The organism is Cellulophaga algicola DSM 14237 (assembly GCF_000186265.1).
Lineage (GTDB): Bacteria > Bacteroidota > Bacteroidia > Flavobacteriales > Flavobacteriaceae > Cellulophaga > Cellulophaga algicola.
Map to the genome: position 1 here is coordinate 4,682,026 of NC_014934.1, position 25,609 is coordinate 4,707,634.

The following is a 25,609-nucleotide window of genomic DNA, read 5'->3' on the forward strand; positions in this document are numbered from 1 at the left end:
AATTTATTATGCTGATAATTTACTATTTTAATTATCAACTACCGGAACAGCTTAATTCACTAGTAATCTACGCTTTATCGAAAAAATTGACTTTGGAACTAATTAAATTTTAATTGCCTATTTAAATGTTAATATTGAACGTATTAACCATTAATTATAACCCTATGAGAAAATCTATACTCTTATTTATTGTACTAATAGCTGTAATTTCTATAGCAGCTTATTAAAAATTTTAACTTAATACTTAAAAAATACCTTTTTAAAAATTGTAATTCTCAACTCAAAGAATTCCAAGCTAAACCAAAAAAGACCAGTCAAATGACTGGTCTTTTTAATTTATGTAAACATTTCCGCAAGAACTCTTTGTTTCATATAATCATATACGGTCAAAGACCTTTATTGGATTTTTTGTTTAAAAAAAATTATCCAATAGCAACAACTTCTAGTTCAAAAGTAAGCTCTTGTCCTGCTAAAGGGTGATTTGCATCAATAACAATAGCATCTTCTTTTACTTCTACAACACGTAATTGACGCTCTGTACCATCTGCATTTTTAGCCATAAGACCCATACCTACTTCAGGCTTAATATCTTCTGGTAAGTCTGCTCTAGGAACACTTTGAAATAATTCTTTATTAATCTCTCCGTATGCTTCTGCAGAAGGGATAACAACAGTTTTCTTTTCATTAACTGCCATGTCTATCAAACCATTTTCAAAACCAGGAATTAAACTTTGTTGTCCTAATGTTACTTTTATTGGTTCTCTTTCTAAAGAGCTATCAAATATTTCTCCATTTTTTAGTTTTCCAGTATAATGTACTTGAACGGTATCATTCTCCTTAACTTTACTCATAATTTTGTGATATTTGTAAATTTCAACTTTAATTTGATGCAAACTTATGGGTTGTAAAATGGTTCAAAGAAAATATTGCAAGTTTTTATAAAAACTTAACGTTTTAAACCCTTTTTAAACCAAAAAATAGATGAAAAAATTAATTTCTCCATCTATTTATATTCAAAATCGTGAATTTACAGGTTTCAATTATTGTTAATAATGATTTAGCCTTCTTTTTCTAAGCTCTTTATATCTACGACTAACTGAGCCATTGACGCTCTATTTAAGCCGTTATAGATACCTCTAATATGTTTATTTTTATCTATTAATAAAAAATTCTCTGAATGCAAGAAGTCATTTATATCTTTAGGAATCCCTAAATCATTTTCAACATAATATTCATTTCTTCCTAAGTTATAAATTTCAGTTTTATCGCCAGTTACTAAATGCCATTTGTTAGCTATTACGCCAAACCTATCTGCATATATTTTAAGTTCTTTTACCGTATCAATTGTAGGGGTTACTGAATGTGATAAAAATAATACGGAATCATCATCTTTAAACTTTTCCTGAAGCCCCACCATACTATTCGTCATTTGCGGGCAGATCCCTGGACAACTTGTAAAGAAAAAATCGGTGATATATATTTTAGTATCAAAATTTTGTTGCGTCAGGGTATCCCCTAATTGGTTTACAAGCTTAAAATCTGGGATTTTATGAAACGCCTTTTCTTCTGGAGTATTTGGCGTAATCCAATGTGGTGTAAAAGATTTTTCGTTATAATAAGGCAAACTTTCTACCCTACTCGTTTCTTTTACGTTAATAGCTTCTTTTTTAGTTTTTTCTTTACAACTTATACCTAAAGCAAGAAATAGAACAAGAACAATATACTTTTTCATAAACTTATTTTTTTTATTGAATCAGTTTTAATTACTATTTCATCTTCTAATTGATAACATAAATTAGCTCGTTTTAACCCAAATACGCGACCATTTTTAGCCTCATAATTAACATATAAGGTACCATTTTTTAACCAAGCTTGCTGCATTCCTGTTTCTTTACCAAGCTCCAAATTACGTAATTTGGCTAATTGACCATTTTCATGCCATTGCTTTTGAACACCTTGCAAAAATCCATTTTTATAGATTGACTCTTCTGCCAAGACACCATTCTCCCACCATGTTTTGTAAGAGCCTACTAACTTATTATGCTCATAATGAGACTGCCACCGCAATATGGCATTTTCAGACCATCTTTTCGCTACTCCTTCTCTTTTACCGTTAATAAATCCAAGTTTTTCTCGTATAGTTCCATTGGAATAATATTTAACTGCATAGCCATTAAATGGTTTTTGATCATAAGACCAAACCCCTTTTAATGGATCTAGAATCAATTCGGTTTTTAACACCACCAAACTATCAACCACCTTGGGCGGTTCAACTTCATTCATACCGCTATCTACAGTACTTGCTATATTTTTCGAAGGTCTTTCCGAACATTGAACTAGAAATAAAAGAAGGAGTAGTAAAAAAAATGATTTCATAATACTTAAATTATTTAATTTAATACCCTTGATAAGGACCTGCAAAAGCTAGGTAAGAACCTGTTGTAGAATATACTTCATTAATAATATGATAATGATATTCTTCTGCTCCATCTGTATATTGAGTTGTAGCAGTATGCCCGCCAGAACTATCTAAATCTGTAGGGTATGTGCCAATAGCATCACATTGTCTTCCATAAAGAAAAACGCCGTCTAATAAAATACCTACTAATTCAGAATCATCATTTGTAAACGCTTTAGGCTCTAAATGATAATGATAAACTCCTGGTCCAATATGTGCCCCCGTCCAATCTAAACTACGTGCTGCTTGATCCAAATCTCCAGCACCTTCTTGATCGTTAAAAATTGAAGCTCCACTTACCGCAATACCTATTGTATTTAATTGTGTTTCTACAGTACTACCCGTTAAATCAGGAGTAGCGTCTACGGTTATTGTTGTAGCATTGTTATTAGAATAAATCGTAGTACCCTCGCCTCCATTTTCTGTTCCTGTTACAGATACATCTGGCTCATCTCTATAAAGTTCATCACCTTCTCCCCAATACACCGTTTCGTGATTTGGTAATCCTGTAGTTTCTATAACCACATTGGAACCGTCTAAATAAATGGTAGTTGCATCTGCATTAAATGCAGCATAAGCCGCATGTAATTCTGTTACTGTTTCATCCTCTATATCTTCTACATCTTCAGAAACAGTATCATCAGAACTTTCACTATCACTACTGCAAGCTGTAATAGCAAATAATAACGTTAAGATTCCTGCTGCTACAGGCACATATTTAAATACTAAATTCTTTTTTCTCATGGTATTGTTTTAAAATTATTACTATTTGGGTTTAGTTACGTTCTGGACGTTCTGGTTTTGGAGCTTTTTTCATTTCTTCTTCCGTAATGTAACCGTCTTCATCAGTATCTATTTCGGCAAAATTATCTTTCAATGGCCCTTTAACTTCATCTTTAGAAAGCATACCATCATCATTTTTATCCATTTTCTCTAGAAGTTCTGTAAAAGTCGGCGGCTTTTTACCCTTTCCTTTCTCTTGTGCATTTCCGCAAGAAAACATTAATAAAAAAACGCCCATTACACCTAATTGAATTACTTTATTTTTCATGACTTTAATTTTAAGATTATACATTTCTACATCAAATTTCTTAAAAAGAAGAATACCAAATAGCAAGAATCAATGCATACAGAGAAGTAATCAGTAGAACCCATTTTCTGTTCAGTAAACTAACATTTATACAAAGAATTATCCCCTATATAGGGTTATGTCTTAATTATAATTTACTTTTATTTGCGGTATGAAAGCAACAAAGAGATTTATATTTCAATCCCTATTATGGATTATTATCTGGTTAGTACTATGGATTACCCAAAGTTTTGATTTTGGTTTTTTTAGGGAAAATTTACTTTCTTTACTCTTTCAGATACTACTCATAGCGGGCCTCATATTTTTTGCAGCACCTAAATTATTATTTAAAAAAAAATATTTAGTGTTTTTAATTATCGGACTTTCAGCTATAGTTTTAGGGAGCTATATAAGCTCTACTCTTTTTTCAATGCCACGACCGCCAATACCATCCAGAATGCCTGGAGTAGAAAATATTCCTACCGGTATTCCTAGATATACTCCTAGAGGTGCTCCTTCAAAATTCTTGATTCATTTTTTACTCTTGGCCGTTTCCGCTGTTCTAGGTACTTTTTTAGAAACACTTTTATATGCTCAAAAAAAAGAAGAAGAGACTATAAAAAATAATAATGAACGCTTGGCAACAGAACTAAAATTATTAAAATCTCAGATTAATCCACATTTTTTATTCAATACCCTGAATAATATTTATGCGTTATCTGCGATTAGCGCTACTAAAACACAAGAATCTATTAGCTACTTGGCTAACATGTTACGGTATGTACTCTATGATTGCGAACAAGCTTTCGTACCTTTATCTAAAGAAATTTCATATATAGAAAACTACATTAAATTATTTACCACAAAAAGTAGTAAAACATATCCAATATCAACTACCTATGAAATAGAAGTTAAAGGCGTATTAATTGCTCCTATGCTTATTATTCCATTTGTAGAAAATGCTTTTAAACACAGTAATATTGAAAAAGTTGATAATACTTTTCTAACTATTAAAGTAACCAGTAAAGAAAATCAGATTTATTTTGAAGTTGAAAACAGCAAATCGATTACTGTAGAAATTAAAGATGAAGTTGGGGGTATAGGATTAGAAAATGTTAAAAAAAGATTAGCTATTTTGTACCCTGATAAACATGAGTTGATCATTCAAGATCTACCTGAAAGCTTTAAAGTAAGTTTAAAATTAAGTCTAAAATGAATAAAATTAAATGTATAGTTATAGATGATGAAGAATTAGCTAGAACTTTAATTATAAAGTATATATCTGACACCCCTAACTTAGCATTAGTAGGAGATTTTGAAAATGCTTTGGAAGCCTTACCATTAATAAAGAATTCTGCTATAGATCTAATTTTTTTAGACATTCAAATGCCCGCTATAAATGGCACCGATTTTGCCAAAATCATTGGCGCAGATACCAATATTATTTTTACAACGGCTTATACCGAATATGCTCTAGAAGGTTATGAATTAAATGTAGTCGATTATTTATTAAAACCGATAACGTTTAATCGGTTTTTAAGCGCCGTAAATAAAGTTAAAAGTAAAGCGGTACCGTTAGAAAACATTGAAGATTCTATAACTGTAAAATCTGGTTATGATCTTTATAAAATTAAATACGCAGATATATTATATATTAAAAGTGATAGTGAGTATGTAACCTTTTATACAGAAAGCAAAAAAATAATGAGCTTACAATCCTTAAAATCATTATTAAAACAAATACCACCTTCGCAATTTATGCGCGTGCATAGGTCTTACATTGTAAACAAAACTAAAGTTACTTCTTTAAAAGGTAGAGATCTTTTTATTACGGACTCATTAATTCCTATTAGCGATAGTTATTATGATCAAGTAAAGTCCGAATTATTTCAATAAGAACTTATATTTAGCCTTTAAAAGGCAAAAGCTATTAAAATAAAAAAGCAGTAAGTATAAGGTATAATTACTGCTTTTTTTATGTTATTTATTTTTTAATCTTCAGGAGGAAATCCGTTTATTTCTTCAAAAACTTCATCGAAATTCTGACGGAGGTATGAGTTTAATTTTAGCTTATAATCATCTTTAAGCCATTTTAAAAAATTAAAAGTGCTACGACTTATGCATTTAGCATAACTCTGTATTCTGTAGTCAATGTCTTCATCTAGCAATTTTGCTAAACCTAATGCGTCATACACATCTTCACTATTTTCTATACAAATTTTACCGTGTTGCTCTATAGAACGCTCCAAAACTACTTTTGAAGATTCTCCTTTATAAGTTGCATCGATATAAACCTCTTTAATATCAAAATAAACTTCTTCAGATTTTTCAAATTGTACCCGGATTTCTTCGGGCATTTCATGTCTAAAATTACTTTCTATATCTTCATCATTCTGAAGACGTTCCATATAAAAGTTAGGAGACTTAAAAATCATTTGCCAATCTAGATCTGCTCCCCAAGGACCAAATCTATGATAGTTATTCCCTAAATCTATCACTTTAAAAGATGATTTATTATTTAGAATACGCGATCCACGACCAATCATTTGATAGTAAAGCGTCAAAGATTTCGTTGCTCTGTTTAGAATAATCGTGTCTATTGTAGGTTCATCAAAACCTGTAGTTAAAATACTTACAGATGAAAGTATAGCATCTGGTGTTTCTTTAAACCATTTTAATATTTGTTTACGCTGCTTTTTGGTTGCGGTATTATCTAAGTGCATCACTGGTAAACCAGCAGCTTTAAATGTATAATAAATCTGAATAGACGTATTAATACCGTTGTTAAAAATCAGTGCTTTTTTACCCTTAGAATGTTTTAAATACGCTTGTAATGTTTTATCTAACATTGCAGGGCTCGTATACAGGTCCTCTGAAGACTTAACTGTATAATCACCATTAGACCCCACTTCAAGAGAGGTTAACCCCATATCATACTGAAAAACTTCAGCACGTGCTAAGAATTCATTTTCAATTAAAGATTGTATCGATTCACCGGTTATAAGGTCATCGTAGTTATCTTTCATTGGAAGTTCTTTACTAGAACTCAATGGTGTTGCCGTTACCCCAAGGACAAACGCATTTTCAAAAAACTTAAATAATTTAGTAAAAGAATTATAGTGTGCTTCATCAATAATAACTAAACCGATATCAGAAATATCTAATTTGCCATCATTTAAACGGTTATTCAAGGTCTCTACCATTGCAACAAAGCAAATATATTGATCTTGATCGTCTAAATTAGCCTTACTATTTACCACTTTATTTGGCACCCCAAAATTAGTAAGCATGGTTGACGTTTGGTTACACAGTTCTACACGGTGTGTCAACACTAAAACTTTCCTCTTATGGTTTTTCAAATACTGCCGTACCATTTCGGAGAAAATAACGGTTTTCCCTCCTCCTGTTGGTAATTGATACAGTAAGTGATAATTATCTGCTGCAGTATCGAACTTTTCAAAAATTTTGTTAATCGCTCCTTGTTGGTAGCTATAAAGTTCTTTATCTGATTTTTTTTCTTGCAAGCCTGTTGCTGTCTCCGTCATAAATATCCTTTTCTAGGGGGAGTACAAAATTAAACCCTTTAAAAGGGCTTTACAAATTATTGCTAAAAAACAATTGAGTTTTTTGATTAAAAGTGAACTTAATTAGATGAAAGTTTTGCAAAACTATGCGCCTTTACCTAATTTACGCAAAGCCACCCATTGTTTTAACATATCTCTAGAATCACAAGCAGGATATCCCAACACTGTTTTCCCTGCTGCTACATCTCCCATAACACCAGAACCAGCTCCCACAGTTACACCAGAATGTAAGGTAGTATGATCTTTTATTGATGCACTACCACCAATAATAACACCGTCTCCTAAGGTTACAGAACCTGCCAAGCCACTATGTCCTGCCATAATACAAGAACGACCTAATATAGAGTTATGCCCTATTTGCACAAGGTTGTCTATTTTAGTACCATCCCCAATTATTGTAGAACTAAATTTACCACGGTCTACACAAGAATTAGCACCTATTTCTACTCCATTGCCAATAACAACATTTCCTATCTGAGGAATTTTGACTAAACCTCTACCATCAGGACTTGGTCTAAACCCAAAGCCATCAGATCCTATACTTACATTTGTATGAAAAATACATTGGTGTCCAATAATTGTTCGTTCTCTAATAACCGTTCCTGACCAAATGGTACACCCCATCCCGATTGTACTATCATCCATCACCGTAACGTTGGGGTATATGGTAGTACCATCTCCAATGGTAACGTTTTTTCCAATATAACAGTTGGCACCAAGATGTACATTTGCCCCTAATTTAGCAGAAATATGTACTACTGCACTCGGATGAATTTCTTCATCAAGTATAGGCATTCCTGGGTTAAAAAATCCCAGAATTTGAGCCATAGCCAAATCGGCAGATTCTACCTGAATAAGTGCTCTATTTTCTCCTGGCTCAAGAGCTATTTTCTTATCGATAACTGCTACAGATGCTTTGGAAGAAGACCAAAGTTTAGCATATTTACGATTTCCAATAAAACTGATATTATGAATTGTTGCTTTCTCTAATTGCTCTGGAGCATTAATTTCGTTTGAGGTATTTCCTAAAACAACTCCGTTTATAACAGCGTTAATTTCTGCTATCGTGTATGATTTCATTACTTAAAATAAGATTGGTTGGGACTAAATATAGGCAATATTCCCTTACTTCTTCTTATTTCTTTTATTATAATTCTTATCACCCCTAGTTTGAGGCTTCTTATATTTTTGAGCTATAATACGTTGGTATGAACCACCTTGATTTTCTTTTTTATTTTTTTCTTTCTTTTCGTGAAAACTTCCCTGAGAATCTAAGGTATTTTGATTAGGATTATCTGCTTCAATAATTCTTGGGCGTTCTTCCGCAATAAGTTCTTCTGACAGTTCTACATTCTCAGGAATTGCCATTAATGGAATTTCATAATCCATAAGGGCTTCAATAGCTTCCTTTAAAGGCTCTTCCTTCTCTGTGTAAAATAAGACGGAATTTCCTTGGTGTTCTGCCCTACCCGATCTACCAATTCTATGCATGTAGTTTTCTGGGTAATTTGGCGTATCAAAATTAATTACATGGGTTATTTTATCTAAATCTAAACCACGAGCCATTACATCTGTAGTTACAAGAATACGGTTTTTACCTTCATCAAATTGACGAATAGAACGCATTCTGTAATTCTGCGTTTTGTTAGAATGAATTACACAAGATTCGTTACCAAAAGCAACTTCCATCTCTTCAAAAACCTTATCCGCAAAGCGTTTATTACTCACAAATACCAAAACTTTCTGATAGGTATCCTTATCTTTTAATAAGCGAATAAGTAAATTAATTTTAGTATAAAAATTAGGCACAGCATAACAAACTTGCTTAATATTATCTAAAGGAGTACCACTTACTGCTATAGAAACTTTTTCTGGAGCTGTAAAAAAATCATCAATAAGTGCATCTACATCATCAGTCATCGTTGCAGAAAACATAATATTCTGTCTTCTTGCTGGCAATAAATCAAAAAGATTAATCAGCTGAAAGCGAAAGCCCAAATCAAGCATGACATCAACTTCATCAATAACCAATTTTTTAACTTCTTTTAATTTTACCGCTTTTGATAGCGCCAAATCATAAAGTCTACCTGGTGTTGCTACTAAAATATCTGTACCTTGAGCACACTGTTGCTTTTGGGTATTAATATTGGTACCTCCATAAACTCCTAAAACACGAATGTTTATATATTTTGCAAAACTTTCTATATTTTCTACAACTTGCAATACTAACTCTCTAGTAGGAACCAAAACCAAAACTCTTGGATGAATTTGCTTAGAAAATGTTATTTCTTGCAGAATTGGCAACATATATGCCATTGTTTTCCCTGTACCCGTTTGTGCAATACCAACAATGTCTTTTCCTGACATAACTACAGAAAAAGCCGCTTCTTGAATAGGTGTTGGAGCTGAAAATTTTAAATCTTCAATCGCGTAATTTAGTTGTTTTTTTAAGTTGAAATCTTCAAAAGAACTCATGGGAAACCTAGTTTATTTTTGCAAAGGTATGGTATTCTTCTTTGCCATTGTATAGCAACTTAACATACCTATCTTTGTAAGATAAAAATATAGTTTGCATCCAAAAAATTTACACCACGCACCTTACGATTTTCAGGCATTAAAAAATAGCCATGAAGCACTTGCTGAATTTGTTATTTTAAACAAGTACAACACAGAAAGCATAGATTTCTCTAATCCAAATGCAGTACTAGAACTCAACAAAGCTTTATTAAAGCATCATTACAAGGTAGCCTCTTGGACACTCCCAAAAGGCTATTTATGTCCACCTATACCAGGAAGGGCAGATTATATTCACCATATATATGACTTGGTTGCCGCTACAAAAAGTAAAACACAATTAAAAGGATTAGATATAGGGACAGGAGCAAATTGTATCTACCCAATACTTGGAGCACAACTCTATGGTTGGAAAATGGTTGGTAGTGATATTGACGCAGTTGCTCTTGCCTCTGCTGTTGAAAATACGGAACTACTTAAAGATAAGATTGAAATTAGAAGTCAAGAATCTAATGCTGATATTTTTAAGGGAATTATTAAAGACGGAGAGTATTTTGATTTTACCCTTTGCAATCCGCCCTTTCATGCTTCGGAGAAAGAAGCTATCGCTGGTACCCGTAGAAAATTAAAAAACTTAAAATCTAACGCTGCTTTTAAACAAAATTTTGGCGGACAAGCAAATGAACTTTGGTGTAATGGTGGGGAAGCTCTCTTTATAAAGAGAATGATAAAGCAAAGTATCCCTTTTAAAAATCAAGTAGGCTGGTTTACTTGTTTAGTCTCTAAAAGTGAAAATCTAGCAAAAATCTACAAACAATTAGACAAAGCCAAAGCTAGCTACCAAACCGTAGAAATGGAACAAGGAAATAAAAAAAGTAGATTTATTGCTTGGAAATTTTCAGCCTAAATTGCACTTCCTAATTTTATCAATCTTATAAATCACGTAGTTTTACAAAATAGATTTTATTTTATGTCGCTAACCAAATACAAAGAACAATTACACCCTACCTTAAAAAAATATTTTGGATACGATAGTTTCCGACCACAGCAAGAAACCATTATTTCTTCAGTTTTAGAACAAAAAGATGCTTTGGTAATTATGCCTACAGGTGGTGGAAAATCAATCTGTTTTCAATTGCCTTCTTTAATATTCCCTAAAACTACCTTGGTAGTTTCTCCTTTAATCGCGTTGATGAAAGACCAAGTAGATGGTTGTAATGCAAATGGTATTGCCGCTGCGTATTTCAATAGCAGTCAATCAAGCGAGGAGCAACAAGAGATTATAACTAAGATTACAAAATCTGAATTAAATCTAATCTATGTAGCTCCAGAAAGCATGCCTGCCTTAGATAATATATTAAATGAGACTTATATTAGTTGTATAGCTATTGATGAAGCCCATTGCATCTCTTCTTGGGGACATGATTTTAGACCTTCGTATCAGCAATTAGGTTTTTTAAAGAAAAAGATGCCGAATACGCCAATTATAGCATTAACGGCAACGGCTGACAAAGCCACACGACAAGATATTGTAACACAATTAAACATTACAAAAGCAGAACAATTTATTACTTCTTTCGATAGAAAAAATATAAGCCTTACAGTAAGACCTGCCGATGGCAGAGTAGAACAGATTCTGAATTTCATAGATAAAAGACCAAAATCTTCAGGTATTATTTATTGTTTGAGCAGAAAAACTACAGAGCAGTTAGTTAGCAAATTAAAAGCAAAAGGATTAAAAGCCGATGCCTACCATGCCGGACTTAGTTTTGACGAGCGAACAAAGGTTCAAGAAAATTTTATTTTCGATAAGACTAAAATTGTATGCGCTACCGTTGCTTTTGGTATGGGGATAGATAAGTCTAACGTACGCTGGGTGATTCACTATAATATGCCAAAAAATATAGAAGGATATTACCAAGAAATTGGGCGTGGCGGACGAGATGGATTAGCTGCTAGCGCCCTTCTCTTCCATAGTTATGCTGATGTCATACAATTAAGGCGTTTTACGGAAGGTGCCTCTAACCAAGAGGTACAAATTGCTAAGCTAGAACGCATGAAACAATTTGCGGAAGCTACAACCTGCAGGCGTAAAATATTATTAAGTTATTTTGGAGAACTACTAGCCGAAAATTGTGGTAATTGTGATGTTTGTAAAAGTCCGCCTCAAGTTTTTGACGGTACTGTTATTGCTCAAAAAATATTATCTACGATTGCCAGAGTAAAGGAAACTGAGGCAACAGGTGTTATTATAGATGTCTTACGAGGTGCAAAAAATGCTGCTATTATTGAAAAAGGTTTAGAGACTATAAAAACCTATGGAATAGGGCATGATATTTCTTGGAAAGATTGGCAGCATTACATTATCCAATTAATTAATCAAGGGTATGCCGAGATCGCATTTCAAAACCATAATGCCTTACAGTTAACCGCTTTTTCTAAAAATGTACTCTTCAATGCAGCTAAAGTTTCATTAACTAAACCTATAGAAGCGCTAGAAAAAATTGGTAATCCGAAAGAAAAAGCAACTAAAAAGAAGAAAACTGGAGACTTATTTGAACGTTTACGCATATTAAGACACAAGATAGCTTTAGACGAAGACATTCCAGCGTATTTAGTTTTTAGCGACGCTACTCTACAGGCCATAGAGCAATTTAGGCCAATGACTGATGACGAATTTCTAGAAATTAGCGGAGTTGGTCAACGAAAGCTGGAGGTATATGGAGATTTGTTTATTAACGAAATCATAGCGTTTAATAAAGAGAAGAAAGATAAAAAAACAGACACGCATAAGGTCACTTATGAACTGTACCAGCAGGGCTTAACCATAGATGAAATTTCTGAGAAAAGAAACTTAAAATCTACCACAGTATACTCACATATTGCTAAATTATACGGAGATGGAAAGCCTATTAATATTTATGATTTTGTAACCAAGAGTGAAGTTGAAGCTGTAAAAAAGGCTAAAATAGCTTTGGAAGAACCCGCAACTCTAAAACCATATTTTGATCATTTTGAGGAACAATTAGATTATTTCAAAATTCGATTAGCATTAGCGGTACTTGATAAAGAAAAATAAAAAAAGGGTGTTCAAATGAACACCCTTTCTTTAATATAAAATTTTTCTAGAGTTAAACTTTCTTAACTCTAACAGCATTCATTCCTTTCATGCCTCTTTCAAGTTCAAATTGAACCATGTTATTTTCTTTGATCTCTTCAAGGCAACCTTGAACATGTACAAAGAATTTTTCTTGTGTTTCTGTATCTTTTATAAATCCGTATCCTTTAGAATCGTTGAAAAACTCTACACGACCTTTACGTACTGGATCTATTACTTCGTCACTTTCTTCCTTCTTAGGTATACCTAGAACAATACTCTCAGCGTCTACTTTAACTTTTTTGGATGGATCCGGAGGGGTATCTACTAAATGTCCGTTCTCATCTACGTAAACAAACATACTATCTTGGTCACCGCTTGCTTTACGTTGCTCTTTTTTCTTGGCCTTTTCTTCACGTTTTTTTAAACGCTTCTTCTCTCGTTCTTTTTTACCAAAGGTTTCTTGTGCTCTCGCCATTAAAATTATAAATTTAAATTAATATGAGACGTGCTTGTGATAAGCCGCCGTGAAGTTATTGAAATTCAAAATGAACGATTGGTAAATAATGATTTGCCTAATAATCTATAAAGAAGTTGCAACAACGCGCAGATAATGAGCTTTATAATAACTCTCAATGCTTCTGCAAAGATAGTTAGTTTTTTTGATATAAAAAATGCAAAATGAAAAGTACATAAAATAATTTGAAATAGTAGTATTTTAACCCTAGACAATGCTTATATCTTTTTCTGTATTGTTAACTTTACGTGAATAGATTCTTAAATAAATAACAATACACCAAATCAAAGTTATAAATTAACTAATTTTGCTGTATCGAACGCAACAATATAGAAATGTGTCCGTTAGCAAAAAGTAATTAAAACTAATTTTCAGGTTATGACGTATTTATCTCCAGAAATCGAAGCATTAGCTAAAAGAAAAGAAACAGCATCTTTAGTCAAAAAGGAAAACTCTTGTGGTATTTTTCAAGATTATGGGAAAATAACTTTCACTGAGACTGTGGGTGATAATCCCAAACAATAATATATTTAATCTATTTTATTAAGTAACAATTGATAATCTTCCCAAGTATCAATATCAATATTATTTATTGAACTATTAATACTGAGTGCATTTTTATCATTTAAAAGTTTTTGTGCGCCAAAATCTTGATTTAGGTGTGTGAGTGGTACAAAATATTCTTTCGCGAATAACGCCGGCACTCCTTTTTTAGCTCCGTAATTGGTAGCCACCAGATGTTCATTTGAATTCTTAAATGCTGTAATCATCTGATTATAATAAGAAGCATCCACTAAAGGTTGATCTGCTAAACTCACCAAGATTGCATCATATTTTTCTGTTAAGTTGTTTAAATGAGCCACACCTTTTGCTATAGAACTTCCTATACCCAATTGCCAGTTTTCATTTCTTATAAGGGACACTCCGTCAAAATTTGCCTTTGAAACAATCAATTCATAATTAGCCCCCAACACAACAAAAACTTGGTCTGCCTCAGTATCCTTAGCGGTAGCTAGCGCATTCTCAAGAAATGTGCTATTTTTCCAAGGTAAGAGTTGTTTTATATGGGTTTGCATTCTTGACGATGCTCCTGCAGCTAAAACCAATAGTGCTACTTTTTTCATTAATTTGAAGATTGATTTACCTTATCTCTCAGAAACATTGGATTTTCATTCCTAATTACCGCCATAATCTCAGCTAAAATTGACAACGCTATTTCTTGAGGAGTTATAGAACCTATATTAAGTCCGGATGGACCATGAATAGCACTTATAAATTCTTCTGAAACTTCTGGATTTTTCTCAATAAGTTCATTTAACAACTTTTCCCGACGGTGCATTGGTCCTAAAATACCAATATAGATAGGAGAACTATCTTGCAAGGCTTGCAAATACAACAAATCCTTAGCATAACTATGATTCATTAAAACAAGTGCTGTTTGCTGGTCTACCCCAATAGGTTGAAAACTTTCAGGAGCACTCCTTATAAATTCTGTAATACCAGGAAAATCTGAGATTGATTTACCTTCTGAAGGATGCGCAACGACAATAACCTCCCAACCCATTAAACCTGCCATAGCAGACAAAACAACAGCATCATGTTCCGCTCCAATAACCAACAGTTTAAAACATGGCATCATCCGTTCTTCCAAAATTCTAAGCGCTGTATTTAGAGGATGCCTAAGACTAACAGGATAGCTACTATTTTGGAATTGTACTTTTGTTCCCAAACCAATTTCTTCTATAGCTTCTTTTTTATAAAATGAAGTAATCTTAAAAGTAATTCTACCCTTAAGCGCCTTATTAAACGTATCTACAAATAAGTCTGACAAACTAAAAGGTTCTAATAAAATGTATAACACACCTTCGCACCCTAAACGATACCGACCATCATAAGTCATTACTTTAGGAATTTCTGTTTTAAAAACAGATTGAGATTGTACTAAAATTTCTTTTTCTACACAGCCACCGCTTACAGCACCAATCATGCTACCTCCTTCTAATAATAACATTCGTACCCCCGGTTTTCTATAAGAAGAACCCTCTAAAGCAACAACCGTCGCTAAAACTGTCTTTATACCCTGATCCCTAGCGGTTTGATACGCCGCTACTATTTTTTTAAATTCATGCGTCATACGACTACCCTACTATTTGCTTTTATAAAAACTTAATTCAACAGGTTCCAAAACTACATTTATTTTTAATAGCCATGAGGGCATACTATTTGTTTTGGTTGTTGAACATAAGAGTACAAGGTATTGAAAATACTGGGCTTTTTGATGTAATTACTGCCTAACAACACTTTTTAACATAGTTTTAATAGGAGTTAAAATTAAGGGTAAGAATAAATCTTAACAATGTTTAACAGATTATCAAAAACATATACATAATTTTGTAGCACAATAAGCGTTATAACGCTTGAACATTTAAAAAATTGAAAATGAAAATATTATTTAAGTCATCAATTTATCTTATCGTTTTGTTTACGCTATTTTCTTGTGGAAATGCTGATAACGATGTTTTTTTTAACCCAAGCTCAGGTTCAGATTTAGGGGAAGGATCTACTGTAGATCCTTGTTTAGATTTAGGAGACAGTCAACTTACCCTATCTATACAAGATCAATTTACTACACTACCTGGAAAAGTTTCTATATTCTTTAAAGTATCAGATACAGAAGGTAATCCTGTACCAGGACTAACAGCTAATCAATTCACCATTTACGAGCAAGGTAGAAATGATGATTGTTTTAATAAAATTTCTACTTCAGAAGCACAAGCAAGGATTTCTCCTAATGCACAAATATTTAATAACAGCACATTATTAGTTTTAGATTTAAGTAATAGTGTATTAAGCAGTAGTCTACAAGAATTGAAAACTGCCTCAGTTAGTTTTGTCAATAATGTAATGCCAGAAGTAGAATCTGAATCTAACAAAATGGCAATCTATTGGTTTGATGGCGAAGATGAGCTTCATTTACTAAATGATCTCACCTCTTCTAAGGAAGATTTAATTGCTTCTATTGATGCTATTACAGATGATATTAGTAATGACCCATCTACAGATTTATATGGTGCGGTAATAAAATCTACTGAAAAAGCAGAAAAATTAATTAAAGAAACAAAAAATAATGATATTATTGGTGCTGCTTCAATTGTAATATTTACTGATGGAACGGATCAAGCATCTCGTTATACCGAAAAGGCTGCTTTAGACAAAGTAAAGAATGCAAGCTTGAATATTTCATACTTTACAATTGGCTTAGGTAGTGAGATAGATACAGAGGTATTAGCGAGCATAGGAAAAACATCTAGTGTATTTGCAGGTAATAAAGCAGAACTAGAAACAACGTTTAATGACATTTCTTATTTGGTATCGCAAAGAGCAAATAGCTTCTATCTTTTTGAATATTGTAGTCCAAAACGTGATGGTAGTGGCGACAATAATTTAGCGATACAAGTAACATCAGGTAGTTTACAAGGTGCTGTACAAACAAAATTTAGTGCAAATGGTTTTACTGGTGGTTGTGAATAACTATCAGATTAACAATATTTTACAAGGCTACCCTATTTGGGTAGCCTTTGTTTTTTTAAATCAAGACGTCTTTTTCCAAACTTTCATCGTAGATATTAACCAAGAATGACATTGTTTATTAGAAATAACTAAAAATTTTAAAATGAAAAAATTATCTGTAATCACCGTTTTATCGATTGTTGCTTTTAGCTCATGTGTATCGAAGAAAAAATATGTAGCATTAGAATCTGATCTAAATAATACAAAAAGCATTTTAACTAAGACTCAAGTTGAAAAAGAAGACCTTGAAGCTAAAATGACTAAAATTGAAGCTAGAGTAACTGAGTATAATGATAAAATAAATTCATTAAAAGAAGTAAACGATTCTCAGTATAGTTCTGTTGATGATATTACTGTTATGAGTAATAAGACTAAAGAGAAAATGAAAGCTACTTTAAGTAAAGTAGATCCAGCTCTTTTAGCAAACGCTAAAACAATGGAAGATTCTATTAACTTGGCAATTTCTTATAACTTAAAGAAATCTATCGCTGACGATGAAGATGATGTGAATATCAATATTGACAAAACTGTTGTAATGATTAACATTTCTGATAAATTACTTTTTAACAGTGGTAGCTATACGGTTAGTAACAAAGCAAATAATATCCTTAAGAAAATTGCTGATGTTATCAATTCTGAACCAAGTATGGAAGTTATGGTTGAAGGTCATACAGATTCTAGAACTATACAAACTCCAATGTTTCAAGACAACTGGGATTTAAGTGTAAAAAGAGCAACCTCTGTAGTTCGTATTTTACAGAAAAAATATAATGTAGCTCCTGAGAAGCTAATTGCTTCAGGAAGAAGTAGTTTTTTACCTTTAGTTGAAAATGACTCTAAAGAAAATAGATCTAAAAACAGAAGAACAAGAATAGTTATTATTCCTAACTTAGATAAATTCTTTGCTTTATTAGATTCTGAAAATCTATAATAAAGTTCTTTAAAATTATTAAAAAAAGGGGATGCTTCACAGCTTCCCCTTTTTTTTGTTTTTAAGTGTTGAGGTAGGGTATTTTAATTCTCAATTGTTCTATAATAAAGGATTACCCTAAACTCCTTACCTACTTATTATTTTGAGCTATGTAACACTAAAAAAGAATTCGTATGAATGTTATGTATCAAATTATAGAACAAAGTTCTTTACACGGAATGTCTAACTGGATTAAAACACTCGCCATTGCGGTATTTAGTTTTATAGCTGTTTTACTTGCCATAATGTTAGTATCGCTTTTAATAAATTATGCTAATACTAGTATAACATTAGGCTATTTATACGAGTAATTTTACTTTAAAATTAAAGCATTTTTGAAGGCGCCTTTCTTTAATTTTAAATCTATTAAATACCCATTAACAATAGCGTAGTCTAAAGATCCATTTTTTTCTAATAAAAAAGAAGGGTTAACTCCTACTGCTAATCTTAACGTTGCTGCGGTTTTATAAGTACCTCTTGTAATATTCAAAGGCATAGGAGATTCCGTAATTTTTTCAGGAATTCCGTCTACAACAACATACAAATACCCCTGTTTTAATAACTCGTAAGCATCTAATTTTAAAAACTCTGTCATAGTGGCTATACGCTTTGGGTACAGTTTACCTAGGGTTGCGGTATAACCAGAAGCATCAAAGGTTTCATACCCATAATAGGTAGACAAATCACCTTGTTCTACAATATTACTGGAAACCCAGAAATCTTGGTGGTTAAGTTTATCCGTTTCAAATCTTTGAATCCCTAAGTCCAAAGTATACGTCTTTCCTAAAAGCTCATAATTTATGTTTTCTATTTTTAAATCGAAAAGCTTACGATCATTCTCTGGTATTTTATCATAGTCCGCTATAGCAATCTCTGAATAACTTTTGGTAGATATTGTATATATAGCTGATAAGATAGATACATAATTCAGTTTTCTAATTTCTTGTTTTTCTGTATCGTTTTTATAGCCTCCAGATTCTATTAAGATAGCACTTGTCCCCCATTTTTGAATATTATCTCCAAATGCTCTTGGCTCAAAATCATCATTATATCTTCCTACTTGGCCTGGGGCATAATTCTGAATTATTCTATTCATAAAAACAATTATTTTCATGGCATTACCACGTACATCATTAATCTCTTTTTCATAATTATAAGCAGGTGCTAAATATGAAATTGTAGCAGGTTTATCGGTACGTTCTGCATTGTAATAAGTACTTTGATCATGCAAATTGAATCCGAAGTCTGCATTTAAACTGTCTCTTACCTTTTTTAATGTTCTTCCTTCTGGTGACTGTAAAGCAAGTGCATCTCTATTTATATCTATTCCTAGCGTATTTCTACGCGTAAACACCTCTGCTCCATCAGGGTTTAACATGGGTAAAAAGTGTAATGTTAAGTTACTCAAAATTGATTCTTTCTCTGTTTGAAACTCATTACTATCTAAAAAATTAAGAATATCAAAAATAGCTTGCGTAGCTGTAGGCTCATCTCCATGCATTTGAGACCATAGAAAAACATTGGTCTCACCACTACCTACACTTATGAGAGATAATGGCCTACCCTCTATAGAGGTTCCCACTTTTTTAACGGTATACCCCTCTTTAGTTCTAAACTTGTCTATTAAAGGTTGAATTTCATTATGCTTTATTCTTCTTTTAGTTAAGGTTGGTTCTTTATAAGCATCATAGGTATCATAGAGTTCCGTTGTTATATTGGTTTGCATAACCGGATTTGTTTTTGCACTCTCTCCTTTTATTTTTGATTGGCAAGAAGCAGTTAAGCTCACAATAAGTGTGATTAAAAGAAGCTGTAATTTCATTTTTTATTTATTTTTTTTGGAACTGATTTAAATTCTAATTTTCGAGTTGCCCTGCGTACTTTTCTCATAAATCGTTCTCCTGGGTCTGATTTAGCCGTGCGATACGAAGCATCCTTCTCGAGCCATAATTCATGGTCCTCAAAATTAGTATATTCATAATGACCAATTACATAGTCGATATCATATTTTTCTTTCAAATATTTTACCAACCAAATATTAGATTTTAATTGTTTTCTTGTCAGTGGCATATCTTCTGCTCCACCAACATTTTCTACACCAATAGCACAATGATTTAAACCAATAACATGGCGCGCCATTGTTGTTTCTGGTAATAATTGATAAATGGTACCATCCTGATCTACTAAAAATTGTGAAGAGACATTTAACCCGCTTACATTTTCTAAATCTGGTCGCCAATTAGGTAGCTTAGCATCATAAAAAGCTTTGTATGACCCTTCTAAAGTAGGAATAACAGTCCAATGAAGTACAACCATCTTAGGAGCTATAGTTGATGTAGGCGTTTCAATACCATACCTATCTTTCATATATTCCAAAGTTAGCTGCTCCCGCTCAGCATCAAAAAGTATGGGTTTCTCTACTATTGTTCGTTTTATAGCACAAGACACCACCGTAAAGAACAGCACTATATACAAAAGATATTTTTTCATTATTTAAATTACTATAAGTTTAATGCTATTTTGAATTATTTTAATGCAGCAGACAAAAGACTACTATCTTTTTCTTTTAAATAAAAAATAGTTAGTTTTTTTTTACCCCATTCTTTTGCTTTTCTCTTATTAACTCCCATATAAACATCTATTTTATTTCGGTGTCTAAAGTGCATTTTATCCTTTACCAAAAATGTATCTGGAAAGGTATCTATCCGCACCATAGTATTATACTTCAGTCCCTTTCTCATTAAATCTCTAGAAACTGCAATAGTTTTCATTCCTGGTTTTAGTGTGTCTCCCCAAGCTGCAATATTAGCATTTAAAGCGGTGGTTTGCCTTGGCAAAGAATTATAAGCAGTTACGGTTACATTAATAGGTTGCCAATCATGCAAATCTAATTGCTGCTTTTCTTCTCCATTGCACCCAACCAGCAAAACCAGTGCAAATAACATATAATAACATCGTTTTAAAACCATTATCACTATTTTTATTAAGAAGTTAAAACCTTAATTCACTACTTAGAATACCTATCAGATACATGAAAATTTAATAGTATTGTTAGCTTGTGTTTTTTTTTAAGAATACCACCACTTAAATAACACGCAACTAGTAGTGCTTTTTCCTAAAATAAGTAAAGCTGTTGTAGCCCTACTTTATTAGTTATATTTATGCTTTATTTAAAGATACAATAAATCTACAAATCCATTTTAAATGAGAATTTTCAAAATGATGTTGCTTTTTCTTCTTCTTGCATTACTTGTGATTGGATACTTAAACTATCCCAAATTAAATTTAATTGCTGGTTTTGCATCAAAAAATATGGCTTCTAGCATTTTTATCGGTAAAAGAACAGCTGCATCCGTAGCTAAAAATGATAACAATGTACCTCTTATAAAATTAGCAGATGTGAAAGTAGCTAAAAATAGTACAACAGGAACAGTGTTTGGATTAATGCCTCGAAAAACAGTTTATAGAGAAGGTTTGGGCTGTGTATTAGTTAATGATACCTATGACGAAAACAAACCTTATTTACAACCAAACAGAGCAATTACAAAAGCTACAAACTTTCCTTTTGATAGCTCAAAACCTGCAGATATCTTATTTAATCATGTAGATTTTCCTAAATTAAATACCGCAATAGCACACAGTTTTTCAGATGCTGAGGTAAAGAAAACGCGTACGGTATTAGTCTATCATAAAGGAAAAATTATTGCTGAAAAATATGCTGATGGTTTTAATAAAGATTCGCGGATATTAGGATGGTCTATGACTAAAAGTATTTTAGCTACTTTATATGGAATGTTGGAATATGAAGGTAAAATAGATTTAAATACTCCTGCACCTATACTTGCTTGGCAAAATGATGAACGAAAAAATATTACTTTAAACCATTTATTACGCATGCAAAGCGGACTTGCTTGGGATGAAAATTACACAACAATTTCTGATGTAACAAAAATGCTTTTTTTAGATAGTGACATGACGAAAGCTCAAGTAGAAAAAGAAGCTGTAGCCAAACCAACGGAAACGTGGAATTACTCTTCAGGAACTTCAAATTTGTTATCTGGAATTTTAAGAGATCGGTTTGCCAATCGTCAGGATTATTTAGATTTTCCATATAAAACTTTAATCGATAAAATTGGAATGAATTCTATGCTATTGGAAGCAGATATGGATGGTAATTATATAGCATCTTCTTATTCTTGGGCAACCACGCGTGATTGGGCTAAATTTGGCATTTTATACCTTAACAAAGGAAATTGGAACGGTACGCAGTTATTTGATGAGAACTGGGTTAACTATATCACCACGCCAACAAAAAACTCTGAGGGTGTGTATGGTGCACATTTCTGGCTAAATGCCGGGGGTAAGTTTCCCGATGTACCCAGAGATATGTTTTCTGCTAACGGGTTTCAAGGACAATATGTATTTGTCATCCCATCTAAAGATTTAGTTGTCGTAAGAATGGGACTAGCCGAAAACCCTACTTTTGATGTTAATGAATTTTTAAGTGAGATTATAAGTGCTATAAACGAGTAATAGATAAACCAAAATTTCAGTACAAAACAATTTTTAAGAAACTCACCACAACTTTTCCTTAGTTGACAACAATATTTTCGAGAACACGTATTTGAGTATTAAATTTATAGTGTAGTTAAGATATTAGATTAGTTTTTCATTTTCATATAGTGTTCTCGTAAAAAGAGCTTTAACCAATGGTTAAAGCTCTTTTTTAATTTATAAACATTTTGTATTTTATTTTGTTTCTACAATGTGGGCATTCGCCATAAATGCATCTTGCATGCGCGTCATACGTTCATCAAATTCAGTTCCAAAAACTACATATTGACATTTCTCAAGACTTTCTGGTGTTCTAATCAAATCAGAATATGCACTAGCTTTAATTAAAAACTCCGCATCTTCAACCATAAACATCTTAAGAGCTCCTAGATTAATTCCGTTTAAATAGAATATTTTATTCAAACGTTTTGGTGTTGCTATAACCACATCTACACCATCATAAATATCGGCACGTTGGTCCTCTAAATTTTGCTCATCGTATGCACAATACACCCGCAAATCCATTCTTCGTATATACTTATCAAACTCTGCTGCCAACTCAAGGGCAGATTTTTTATCTTTTACAAAAATCAATGCTCGAGGAGCATCTTCAAAAGGCTTACATTCTAATTTTTGGAGAACTGCAATAACAATAGCTGTAGTTTTACCTGCACCTTCTGGTGCAATCCCAAAAACACTTGCACCGCCCTTTATTTTGGAAAGTACTGCTTTTTGAAATTCTGTATACTTCGTAATTCCTTGATTAGCTAAAACTTCTTTTAATTCTGGTTGTAATTTTTTAAACGACATAGTTTCGTGTATTCGTAATAATTTTTTCTATTCTTTTTTATGCCTAATAACACCTTTTAAAACATTCACCACAAAAATTGAGGTGTTCACAACAATAGTTTTCAAAAAGTGTATATCTTCTATACTTTAGCAGTGTAATCAAAACGAAATAAAATTTTTCATTTTCATATAGTGTTCTCGTAAAAGGCCTTTTCTTAACTGAATAGGTCTTTTTTAATTCCCTAAATTGAAACTGATTTTATAGTATCTTATTTGCTATCCTATTTATTAAGGAATCCATTTGTTTTTACCAAAGTCTGGCTTACGCTTTTCTAAAAAGGCATTTCTACCCTCTTTGGCTTCCTCTGTCATGTATGCCAAACGCGTAGCTTCACCAGCAAATACTTGTTGCCCTACCATACCGTCATCTGTTAAATTCATAGCAAATTTAAGCATCTTAATAGATGTTGGCGATTTTTCTAAAATCTCCTGTGCCCATTGAAAAGCAGTATCTTCTAATTCATCATGTGGAATCACAGCGTTTACCATTCCCATTTCAAATGCTTCTTGAGCAGAATAATTTCTCCCTAAAAAGAAAATCTCTCTAGCTTTTTTCTGACCTACCATTTTTGCTAAATATGCAGAACCATAGCCGCCATCAAAACTAGTAACATCTGCATCTGTTTGCTTAAATATAGCGTGTTCTTTACTCGCCAACGTTAAATCACAAACCACATGCAAAGAATGTCCGCCACCTACAGCCCAACCTGGAACCACCGCAATAACTGCCTTAGGCATAAAGCGGATTAAGCGTTGTACTTCTAATATATTTAAACGATGCATGCCATCTTCACCAACATATCCTTGATCTCCCCTAGCCCTTTGATCGCCACCGCTGCAAAAAGAATACACACCATCTTTCGTTGATGGTCCTTCTGCGGCTAACAAAACAACCCCTATTGAGGTATCTTCTTGCGCATCATAAAATGCTTGGTATAATTCACTCGTGGTTTTTGGTCTGAATGCATTACGCACATTTGGTCTATTAAAAGCAATACGCGCAACTCCATCACACTTTTTATAGGTAATATCTTCAAACTCCTTTACCGTTTTCCAGTCGATTTTTTTCATTTTGAATTTCACTTTAATGCCGTAAAGATAAGAGAAAATATATGGATAGTTTAGTGAAACACTAATGGTCTTTTAAGACTTTCAAACCGTTTTTAGAATGCTTCAAATGACAGCTTCGGTTTCTAAGAATTTTTTAGCTCAATCCACTTAGACATGTACTTGGTACCTTGCATGCTCTGATGTTGCAATAAACTCCCCACTACATTTCTTTCCCTGTGAAGCTGAAGGTTATTTTGAAGCACTACGAGAGTTTCCATAAATTGATTTGACAGACTAGCGGCATCATAATTTCTAGTGAGAATAGCAAATCCATTTAGCTGGGCCTCTTGCCATTTACGTTCATCCGTATACAACGCTACAGCTTTAGTTGCAAAGTCAGTCTCATCTATAGAAATCTCTCCATTCCAAGGTAGCTTATTTGCCATGCCCTCTGCACCAATGGGCGTAGTAACACTAGGAGTACCAAAGCGCATGCTGTCTAGCAATTTACCTTTTATTCCCGCTCCAAAACGTAGAGGAGCTAAATTTAACCTTGCATGAGTAAAAGTATCTTCTAAATGTTCCGTGAAGCCTTGAACATAGAAACCTTCAGTTGGTTTGTGCATTTCCAAAACTTGCTGAGAAAGGTATGACCCGTAAATATGTACTTTGCTTTCTGGCAAACACTGTCTTATAAGTGGCCAGATACTTGTTTTTAACCAAAGTACTGCATCAATATTTGGGGCGTGTTTGCCATTACCTATGCAGATAAAATCTTTTCGATTTTCAAAACTTGGATACTGCGCAATTTCTTTATCCGTAGGGGCTACTACCATAAAAGGTACATACCGTAAGAGTACTGGATCTATTCTAGCTTCATCTTGTAAAAGTTGCATTTCAAAACTTGAAATAATCAATGAAATATCACAGCGAAATATACTTGCTAATTCTCGTTTAGCCATATCACTTTGAAGCCATAAAGAGGTAGAAAATGGACGGTCTTTCTTAAACAATTCGTGCCGTATAGTTCGCAGACTATGCAGATCTTCTGTATCTAAAATACGCACCGCATTAGGGACTTGTTCCGCAACTCTCCATCCAAATTGTTCTTCAATTATAAAACGATCAAAAAGAACAACATCGGGCTGTAAATCTGAAATAAAGAGATCAAAAGTTGCACTATTCAATTCAATTTTTGCCTTGGATATATTTAAGCTTTTAAAATTTAACGTGAACTGAGACTCAGACGCCGTACTTGCAAATGTAACCTGGTAATCTTTCTGAAGAAAAACCTGAAGTAACTGCATAATTCTAGTTCCTGCAGCAGTAGTTAGCTCTGGCCAATTAACGCCTATAAATAGCACTTTTTGCATTCGT

26 protein-coding genes are annotated in these 25,609 nt (G+C 32.9%); 9 read left to right on the plus strand and 17 right to left on the minus strand.

Features of this window, described 5'->3' with window-relative positions:
* Positions 1 to 422 precede the first annotated feature (422 nt).
* From CELAL_RS20320 to CELAL_RS20340, 5 genes are all read right to left on the minus strand, one after another.
* Complete coding sequence (locus tag CELAL_RS20320; protein ID WP_013552785.1) at positions 423 to 851, minus strand: FKBP-type peptidyl-prolyl cis-trans isomerase; 429 nt, start codon at positions 849 to 851, stop codon at positions 423 to 425.
* A gap of 206 nt (positions 852 to 1,057) precedes the next feature.
* Positions 1,058 to 1,732 carry an SCO family protein gene (locus CELAL_RS20325; protein ID WP_013552786.1) on the minus strand — a complete coding sequence of 225 codons (675 nt, stop codon included), beginning with the start codon at positions 1,730 to 1,732 and terminating at the stop codon, positions 1,058 to 1,060.
* Positions 1,729 to 2,376, minus strand: a complete 648-nt coding sequence (locus tag CELAL_RS20330; protein WP_013552787.1) for a toxin-antitoxin system YwqK family antitoxin — start codon at positions 2,374 to 2,376, stop codon at positions 1,729 to 1,731. The genes CELAL_RS20325 and CELAL_RS20330 overlap by 4 nt, the downstream gene beginning before the upstream one ends.
* 19 nt (positions 2,377 to 2,395) lie before the next feature.
* Positions 2,396 to 3,202 (minus strand): YHYH protein, encoded by an 807-nt coding sequence (locus tag CELAL_RS20335; RefSeq protein WP_013552788.1) that lies wholly within the window; start codon positions 3,200 to 3,202, stop codon positions 2,396 to 2,398.
* 31 nt (positions 3,203 to 3,233) lie between these two features.
* A complete protein-coding gene (locus tag CELAL_RS20340) occupies positions 3,234 to 3,509 on the minus strand; it encodes an EF-hand domain-containing protein (RefSeq protein ID WP_013552789.1) in 276 nt (91 codons plus the stop codon).
* A gap of 190 nt (positions 3,510 to 3,699) precedes the next feature.
* Here CELAL_RS20340 and CELAL_RS20345 point away from each other — a divergent pair, with 190 nt between their 5' ends.
* Together CELAL_RS20345 and CELAL_RS20350 are read left to right on the plus strand one after the other, a co-directional pair.
* Complete coding sequence (locus CELAL_RS20345) at positions 3,700 to 4,743, plus strand: sensor histidine kinase (RefSeq protein WP_013552790.1); 1,044 nt, start codon at positions 3,700 to 3,702, stop codon at positions 4,741 to 4,743.
* Positions 4,740 to 5,423, plus strand: coding sequence for a LytR/AlgR family response regulator transcription factor (locus CELAL_RS20350; RefSeq protein WP_013552791.1), 684 nt, complete (start codon positions 4,740 to 4,742; stop codon positions 5,421 to 5,423). Before CELAL_RS20345 ends, CELAL_RS20350 begins: the two co-directional genes overlap by 4 nt.
* Before the next feature lie 95 nt (positions 5,424 to 5,518).
* On the opposite strand, the gene CELAL_RS20355 is transcribed toward CELAL_RS20350, so the two are convergent.
* The 3 genes from CELAL_RS20355 to CELAL_RS20365 all read right to left on the minus strand — a co-directional run bounded on the left by CELAL_RS20355 (position 5,519) and on the right by CELAL_RS20365 (position 9,586).
* On the minus strand, positions 5,519 to 7,072 hold the full coding sequence (locus CELAL_RS20355; RefSeq protein ID WP_013552792.1) for a DEAD/DEAH box helicase: 1,554 nt from the start codon (positions 7,070 to 7,072) through the stop codon (positions 5,519 to 5,521).
* A 123-nt stretch (positions 7,073 to 7,195) separates the two neighbouring features.
* Positions 7,196 to 8,191, minus strand: a complete 996-nt coding sequence (gene lpxD, locus CELAL_RS20360; protein WP_013552793.1) for a UDP-3-O-(3-hydroxymyristoyl)glucosamine N-acyltransferase — start codon at positions 8,189 to 8,191, stop codon at positions 7,196 to 7,198.
* Between the two features lie 45 nt (positions 8,192 to 8,236).
* Positions 8,237 to 9,586, minus strand: a complete 1,350-nt coding sequence (locus CELAL_RS20365; protein WP_013552794.1) for a DEAD/DEAH box helicase — start codon at positions 9,584 to 9,586, stop codon at positions 8,237 to 8,239.
* A gap of 94 nt (positions 9,587 to 9,680) precedes the next feature.
* Here CELAL_RS20365 and rlmF point away from each other — a divergent pair, with 94 nt between their 5' ends.
* Both rlmF and recQ read left to right on the plus strand, forming a co-directional pair.
* Entirely contained in the window at positions 9,681 to 10,532 is an 852-nt protein-coding gene (gene rlmF, locus CELAL_RS20370; protein ID WP_013552795.1) for a 23S rRNA (adenine(1618)-N(6))-methyltransferase RlmF, read from the plus strand.
* Positions 10,533 to 10,595: 63 nt separating this feature from the next.
* Complete coding sequence (recQ, locus tag CELAL_RS20375) at positions 10,596 to 12,704, plus strand: DNA helicase RecQ (protein ID WP_013552796.1); 2,109 nt, start codon at positions 10,596 to 10,598, stop codon at positions 12,702 to 12,704.
* A 52-nt stretch (positions 12,705 to 12,756) separates the two neighbouring features.
* Here recQ and CELAL_RS20380 read toward each other — a convergent pair whose 3' ends face one another.
* Positions 12,757 to 13,200, minus strand: a complete 444-nt coding sequence (locus CELAL_RS20380; protein ID WP_013552797.1) for a cold-shock protein — start codon at positions 13,198 to 13,200, stop codon at positions 12,757 to 12,759.
* Between the two features lie 417 nt (positions 13,201 to 13,617).
* Here CELAL_RS20380 and CELAL_RS22440 point away from each other — a divergent pair, with 417 nt between their 5' ends.
* Entirely contained in the window at positions 13,618 to 13,764 is a 147-nt protein-coding gene (locus CELAL_RS22440) for a hypothetical protein (RefSeq protein ID WP_013552798.1), read from the plus strand.
* A 5-nt stretch (positions 13,765 to 13,769) separates the two neighbouring features.
* Here the strand turns inward: CELAL_RS22440 and CELAL_RS20385 are convergent, their stop codons facing one another.
* Entirely contained in the window at positions 13,770 to 14,363 is a 594-nt protein-coding gene (locus tag CELAL_RS20385; protein WP_013552799.1) for a nucleotidyltransferase family protein, read from the minus strand.
* Positions 14,363 to 15,373, minus strand: a complete 1,011-nt coding sequence (locus CELAL_RS20390; protein WP_013552800.1) for an XdhC family protein — start codon at positions 15,371 to 15,373, stop codon at positions 14,363 to 14,365. Before CELAL_RS20390 ends, CELAL_RS20385 begins: the two co-directional genes overlap by 1 nt.
* A gap of 305 nt (positions 15,374 to 15,678) precedes the next feature.
* Here CELAL_RS20390 and CELAL_RS20395 point away from each other — a divergent pair, with 305 nt between their 5' ends.
* The 3 genes from CELAL_RS20395 (at position 15,679) to CELAL_RS22445 (ending at position 18,090) form a co-directional block, all read left to right on the plus strand.
* Positions 15,679 to 16,770: a vWA domain-containing protein gene (locus CELAL_RS20395; RefSeq protein WP_013552801.1), complete on the plus strand. Its 1,092-nt coding sequence runs from the start codon at positions 15,679 to 15,681 to the stop codon at positions 16,768 to 16,770.
* A 142-nt stretch (positions 16,771 to 16,912) separates the two neighbouring features.
* Positions 16,913 to 17,740, plus strand: a complete 828-nt coding sequence (locus CELAL_RS20400) for an OmpA/MotB family protein (protein ID WP_013552802.1) — start codon at positions 16,913 to 16,915, stop codon at positions 17,738 to 17,740.
* A 173-nt stretch (positions 17,741 to 17,913) separates the two neighbouring features.
* Entirely contained in the window at positions 17,914 to 18,090 is a 177-nt protein-coding gene (locus tag CELAL_RS22445; RefSeq protein ID WP_013552803.1) for a hypothetical protein, read from the plus strand.
* Between the two features lie 2 nt (positions 18,091 to 18,092).
* Here CELAL_RS22445 and CELAL_RS20405 read toward each other — a convergent pair whose 3' ends face one another.
* From CELAL_RS20405 to CELAL_RS20415, 3 genes are read right to left on the minus strand one after another with little or no spacing between them, the layout of a single operon-like run.
* Positions 18,093 to 19,601 (minus strand): M14 family metallopeptidase, encoded by a 1,509-nt coding sequence (locus CELAL_RS20405; RefSeq protein WP_013552804.1) that lies wholly within the window; start codon positions 19,599 to 19,601, stop codon positions 18,093 to 18,095.
* Positions 19,598 to 20,269, minus strand: a complete 672-nt coding sequence (locus CELAL_RS20410) for a peptidoglycan recognition protein family protein (RefSeq protein WP_013552805.1) — start codon at positions 20,267 to 20,269, stop codon at positions 19,598 to 19,600. The genes CELAL_RS20405 and CELAL_RS20410 overlap by 4 nt, the downstream gene beginning before the upstream one ends.
* 35 nt (positions 20,270 to 20,304) lie before the next feature.
* On the minus strand, positions 20,305 to 20,724 hold the full coding sequence (locus tag CELAL_RS20415; RefSeq protein ID WP_052304027.1) for a 3D domain-containing protein: 420 nt from the start codon (positions 20,722 to 20,724) through the stop codon (positions 20,305 to 20,307).
* A 259-nt stretch (positions 20,725 to 20,983) separates the two neighbouring features.
* Between CELAL_RS20415 and CELAL_RS20420 the strand changes: the two genes are divergently transcribed.
* Entirely contained in the window at positions 20,984 to 22,312 is a 1,329-nt protein-coding gene (locus CELAL_RS20420; RefSeq protein ID WP_041557847.1) for a serine hydrolase domain-containing protein, read from the plus strand.
* Positions 22,313 to 22,528: 216 nt separating this feature from the next.
* Here the strand turns inward: CELAL_RS20420 and CELAL_RS20425 are convergent, their stop codons facing one another.
* The 3 genes from CELAL_RS20425 to CELAL_RS20435 all read right to left on the minus strand — a co-directional run bounded on the left by CELAL_RS20425 (position 22,529) and on the right by CELAL_RS20435 (position 25,605).
* On the minus strand, positions 22,529 to 23,143 hold the full coding sequence (locus CELAL_RS20425) for a DEAD/DEAH box helicase (RefSeq protein WP_013552808.1): 615 nt from the start codon (positions 23,141 to 23,143) through the stop codon (positions 22,529 to 22,531).
* Between the two features lie 267 nt (positions 23,144 to 23,410).
* Positions 23,411 to 24,253 (minus strand): 1,4-dihydroxy-2-naphthoyl-CoA synthase, encoded by an 843-nt coding sequence (locus tag CELAL_RS20430; RefSeq protein WP_013552809.1) that lies wholly within the window; start codon positions 24,251 to 24,253, stop codon positions 23,411 to 23,413.
* Between the two features lie 122 nt (positions 24,254 to 24,375).
* Positions 24,376 to 25,605: a glycosyltransferase gene (locus CELAL_RS20435; RefSeq protein WP_013552810.1), complete on the minus strand. Its 1,230-nt coding sequence runs from the start codon at positions 25,603 to 25,605 to the stop codon at positions 24,376 to 24,378.
* Positions 25,606 to 25,609: the final 4 nt, after the last annotated feature.

Excerpts from the sequence above, each read along its gene's own strand:
- CELAL_RS20335 (WP_013552788.1), bottom strand. The coding sequence starts at position 3,202 with ATGAGAAAAAAGAATTTAGTATTTAAATATGTGCCTGTAGCAGCAGGA.
- CELAL_RS20415 (WP_052304027.1), bottom strand. The coding sequence starts at position 20,724 with ATGTTATTTGCACTGGTTTTGCTGGTTGGGTGCAATGGAGAAGAAAAG.
- CELAL_RS20345 (WP_013552790.1), top strand. The coding sequence starts at position 3,700 with ATGAAAGCAACAAAGAGATTTATATTTCAATCCCTATTATGGATTATT.
- CELAL_RS20395 (WP_013552801.1), top strand. The coding sequence starts at position 15,679 with ATGAAAATATTATTTAAGTCATCAATTTATCTTATCGTTTTGTTTACG.
- recQ (WP_013552796.1), top strand. The coding sequence starts at position 10,596 with ATGTCGCTAACCAAATACAAAGAACAATTACACCCTACCTTAAAAAAA.
- CELAL_RS20350 (WP_013552791.1), top strand. The coding sequence starts at position 4,740 with ATGAATAAAATTAAATGTATAGTTATAGATGATGAAGAATTAGCTAGA.
- CELAL_RS20390 (WP_013552800.1), bottom strand. The coding sequence starts at position 15,373 with ATGACGCATGAATTTAAAAAAATAGTAGCGGCGTATCAAACCGCTAGG.
- CELAL_RS20405 (WP_013552804.1), bottom strand. The coding sequence starts at position 19,601 with ATGAAATTACAGCTTCTTTTAATCACACTTATTGTGAGCTTAACTGCT.
- CELAL_RS20400 (WP_013552802.1), top strand. The coding sequence starts at position 16,913 with ATGAAAAAATTATCTGTAATCACCGTTTTATCGATTGTTGCTTTTAGC.
- CELAL_RS22445 (WP_013552803.1), top strand. The coding sequence starts at position 17,914 with ATGAATGTTATGTATCAAATTATAGAACAAAGTTCTTTACACGGAATG.
- CELAL_RS20325 (WP_013552786.1), bottom strand. The coding sequence starts at position 1,732 with ATGAAAAAGTATATTGTTCTTGTTCTATTTCTTGCTTTAGGTATAAGT.
- CELAL_RS20330 (WP_013552787.1), bottom strand. The coding sequence starts at position 2,376 with ATGAAATCATTTTTTTTACTACTCCTTCTTTTATTTCTAGTTCAATGT.
- CELAL_RS22440 (WP_013552798.1), top strand. The coding sequence starts at position 13,618 with ATGACGTATTTATCTCCAGAAATCGAAGCATTAGCTAAAAGAAAAGAA.
- CELAL_RS20355 (WP_013552792.1), bottom strand. The coding sequence starts at position 7,072 with ATGACGGAGACAGCAACAGGCTTGCAAGAAAAAAAATCAGATAAAGAA.
- CELAL_RS20410 (WP_013552805.1), bottom strand. The coding sequence starts at position 20,269 with ATGAAAAAATATCTTTTGTATATAGTGCTGTTCTTTACGGTGGTGTCT.
- CELAL_RS20420 (WP_041557847.1), top strand. The coding sequence starts at position 20,984 with ATGAGAATTTTCAAAATGATGTTGCTTTTTCTTCTTCTTGCATTACTT.
- CELAL_RS20430 (WP_013552809.1), bottom strand. The coding sequence starts at position 24,253 with ATGAAAAAAATCGACTGGAAAACGGTAAAGGAGTTTGAAGATATTACC.
- lpxD (WP_013552793.1), bottom strand. The coding sequence starts at position 8,191 with ATGAAATCATACACGATAGCAGAAATTAACGCTGTTATAAACGGAGTT.
- CELAL_RS20425 (WP_013552808.1), bottom strand. The coding sequence starts at position 23,143 with ATGTCGTTTAAAAAATTACAACCAGAATTAAAAGAAGTTTTAGCTAAT.
- CELAL_RS20320 (WP_013552785.1), bottom strand. The coding sequence starts at position 851 with ATGAGTAAAGTTAAGGAGAATGATACCGTTCAAGTACATTATACTGGA.
- CELAL_RS20385 (WP_013552799.1), bottom strand. The coding sequence starts at position 14,363 with ATGAAAAAAGTAGCACTATTGGTTTTAGCTGCAGGAGCATCGTCAAGA.
- CELAL_RS20435 (WP_013552810.1), bottom strand. The coding sequence starts at position 25,605 with ATGCAAAAAGTGCTATTTATAGGCGTTAATTGGCCAGAGCTAACTACT.
- CELAL_RS20365 (WP_013552794.1), bottom strand. The coding sequence starts at position 9,586 with ATGAGTTCTTTTGAAGATTTCAACTTAAAAAAACAACTAAATTACGCG.
- CELAL_RS20380 (WP_013552797.1), bottom strand. The coding sequence starts at position 13,200 with ATGGCGAGAGCACAAGAAACCTTTGGTAAAAAAGAACGAGAGAAGAAG.
- CELAL_RS20340 (WP_013552789.1), bottom strand. The coding sequence starts at position 3,509 with ATGAAAAATAAAGTAATTCAATTAGGTGTAATGGGCGTTTTTTTATTA.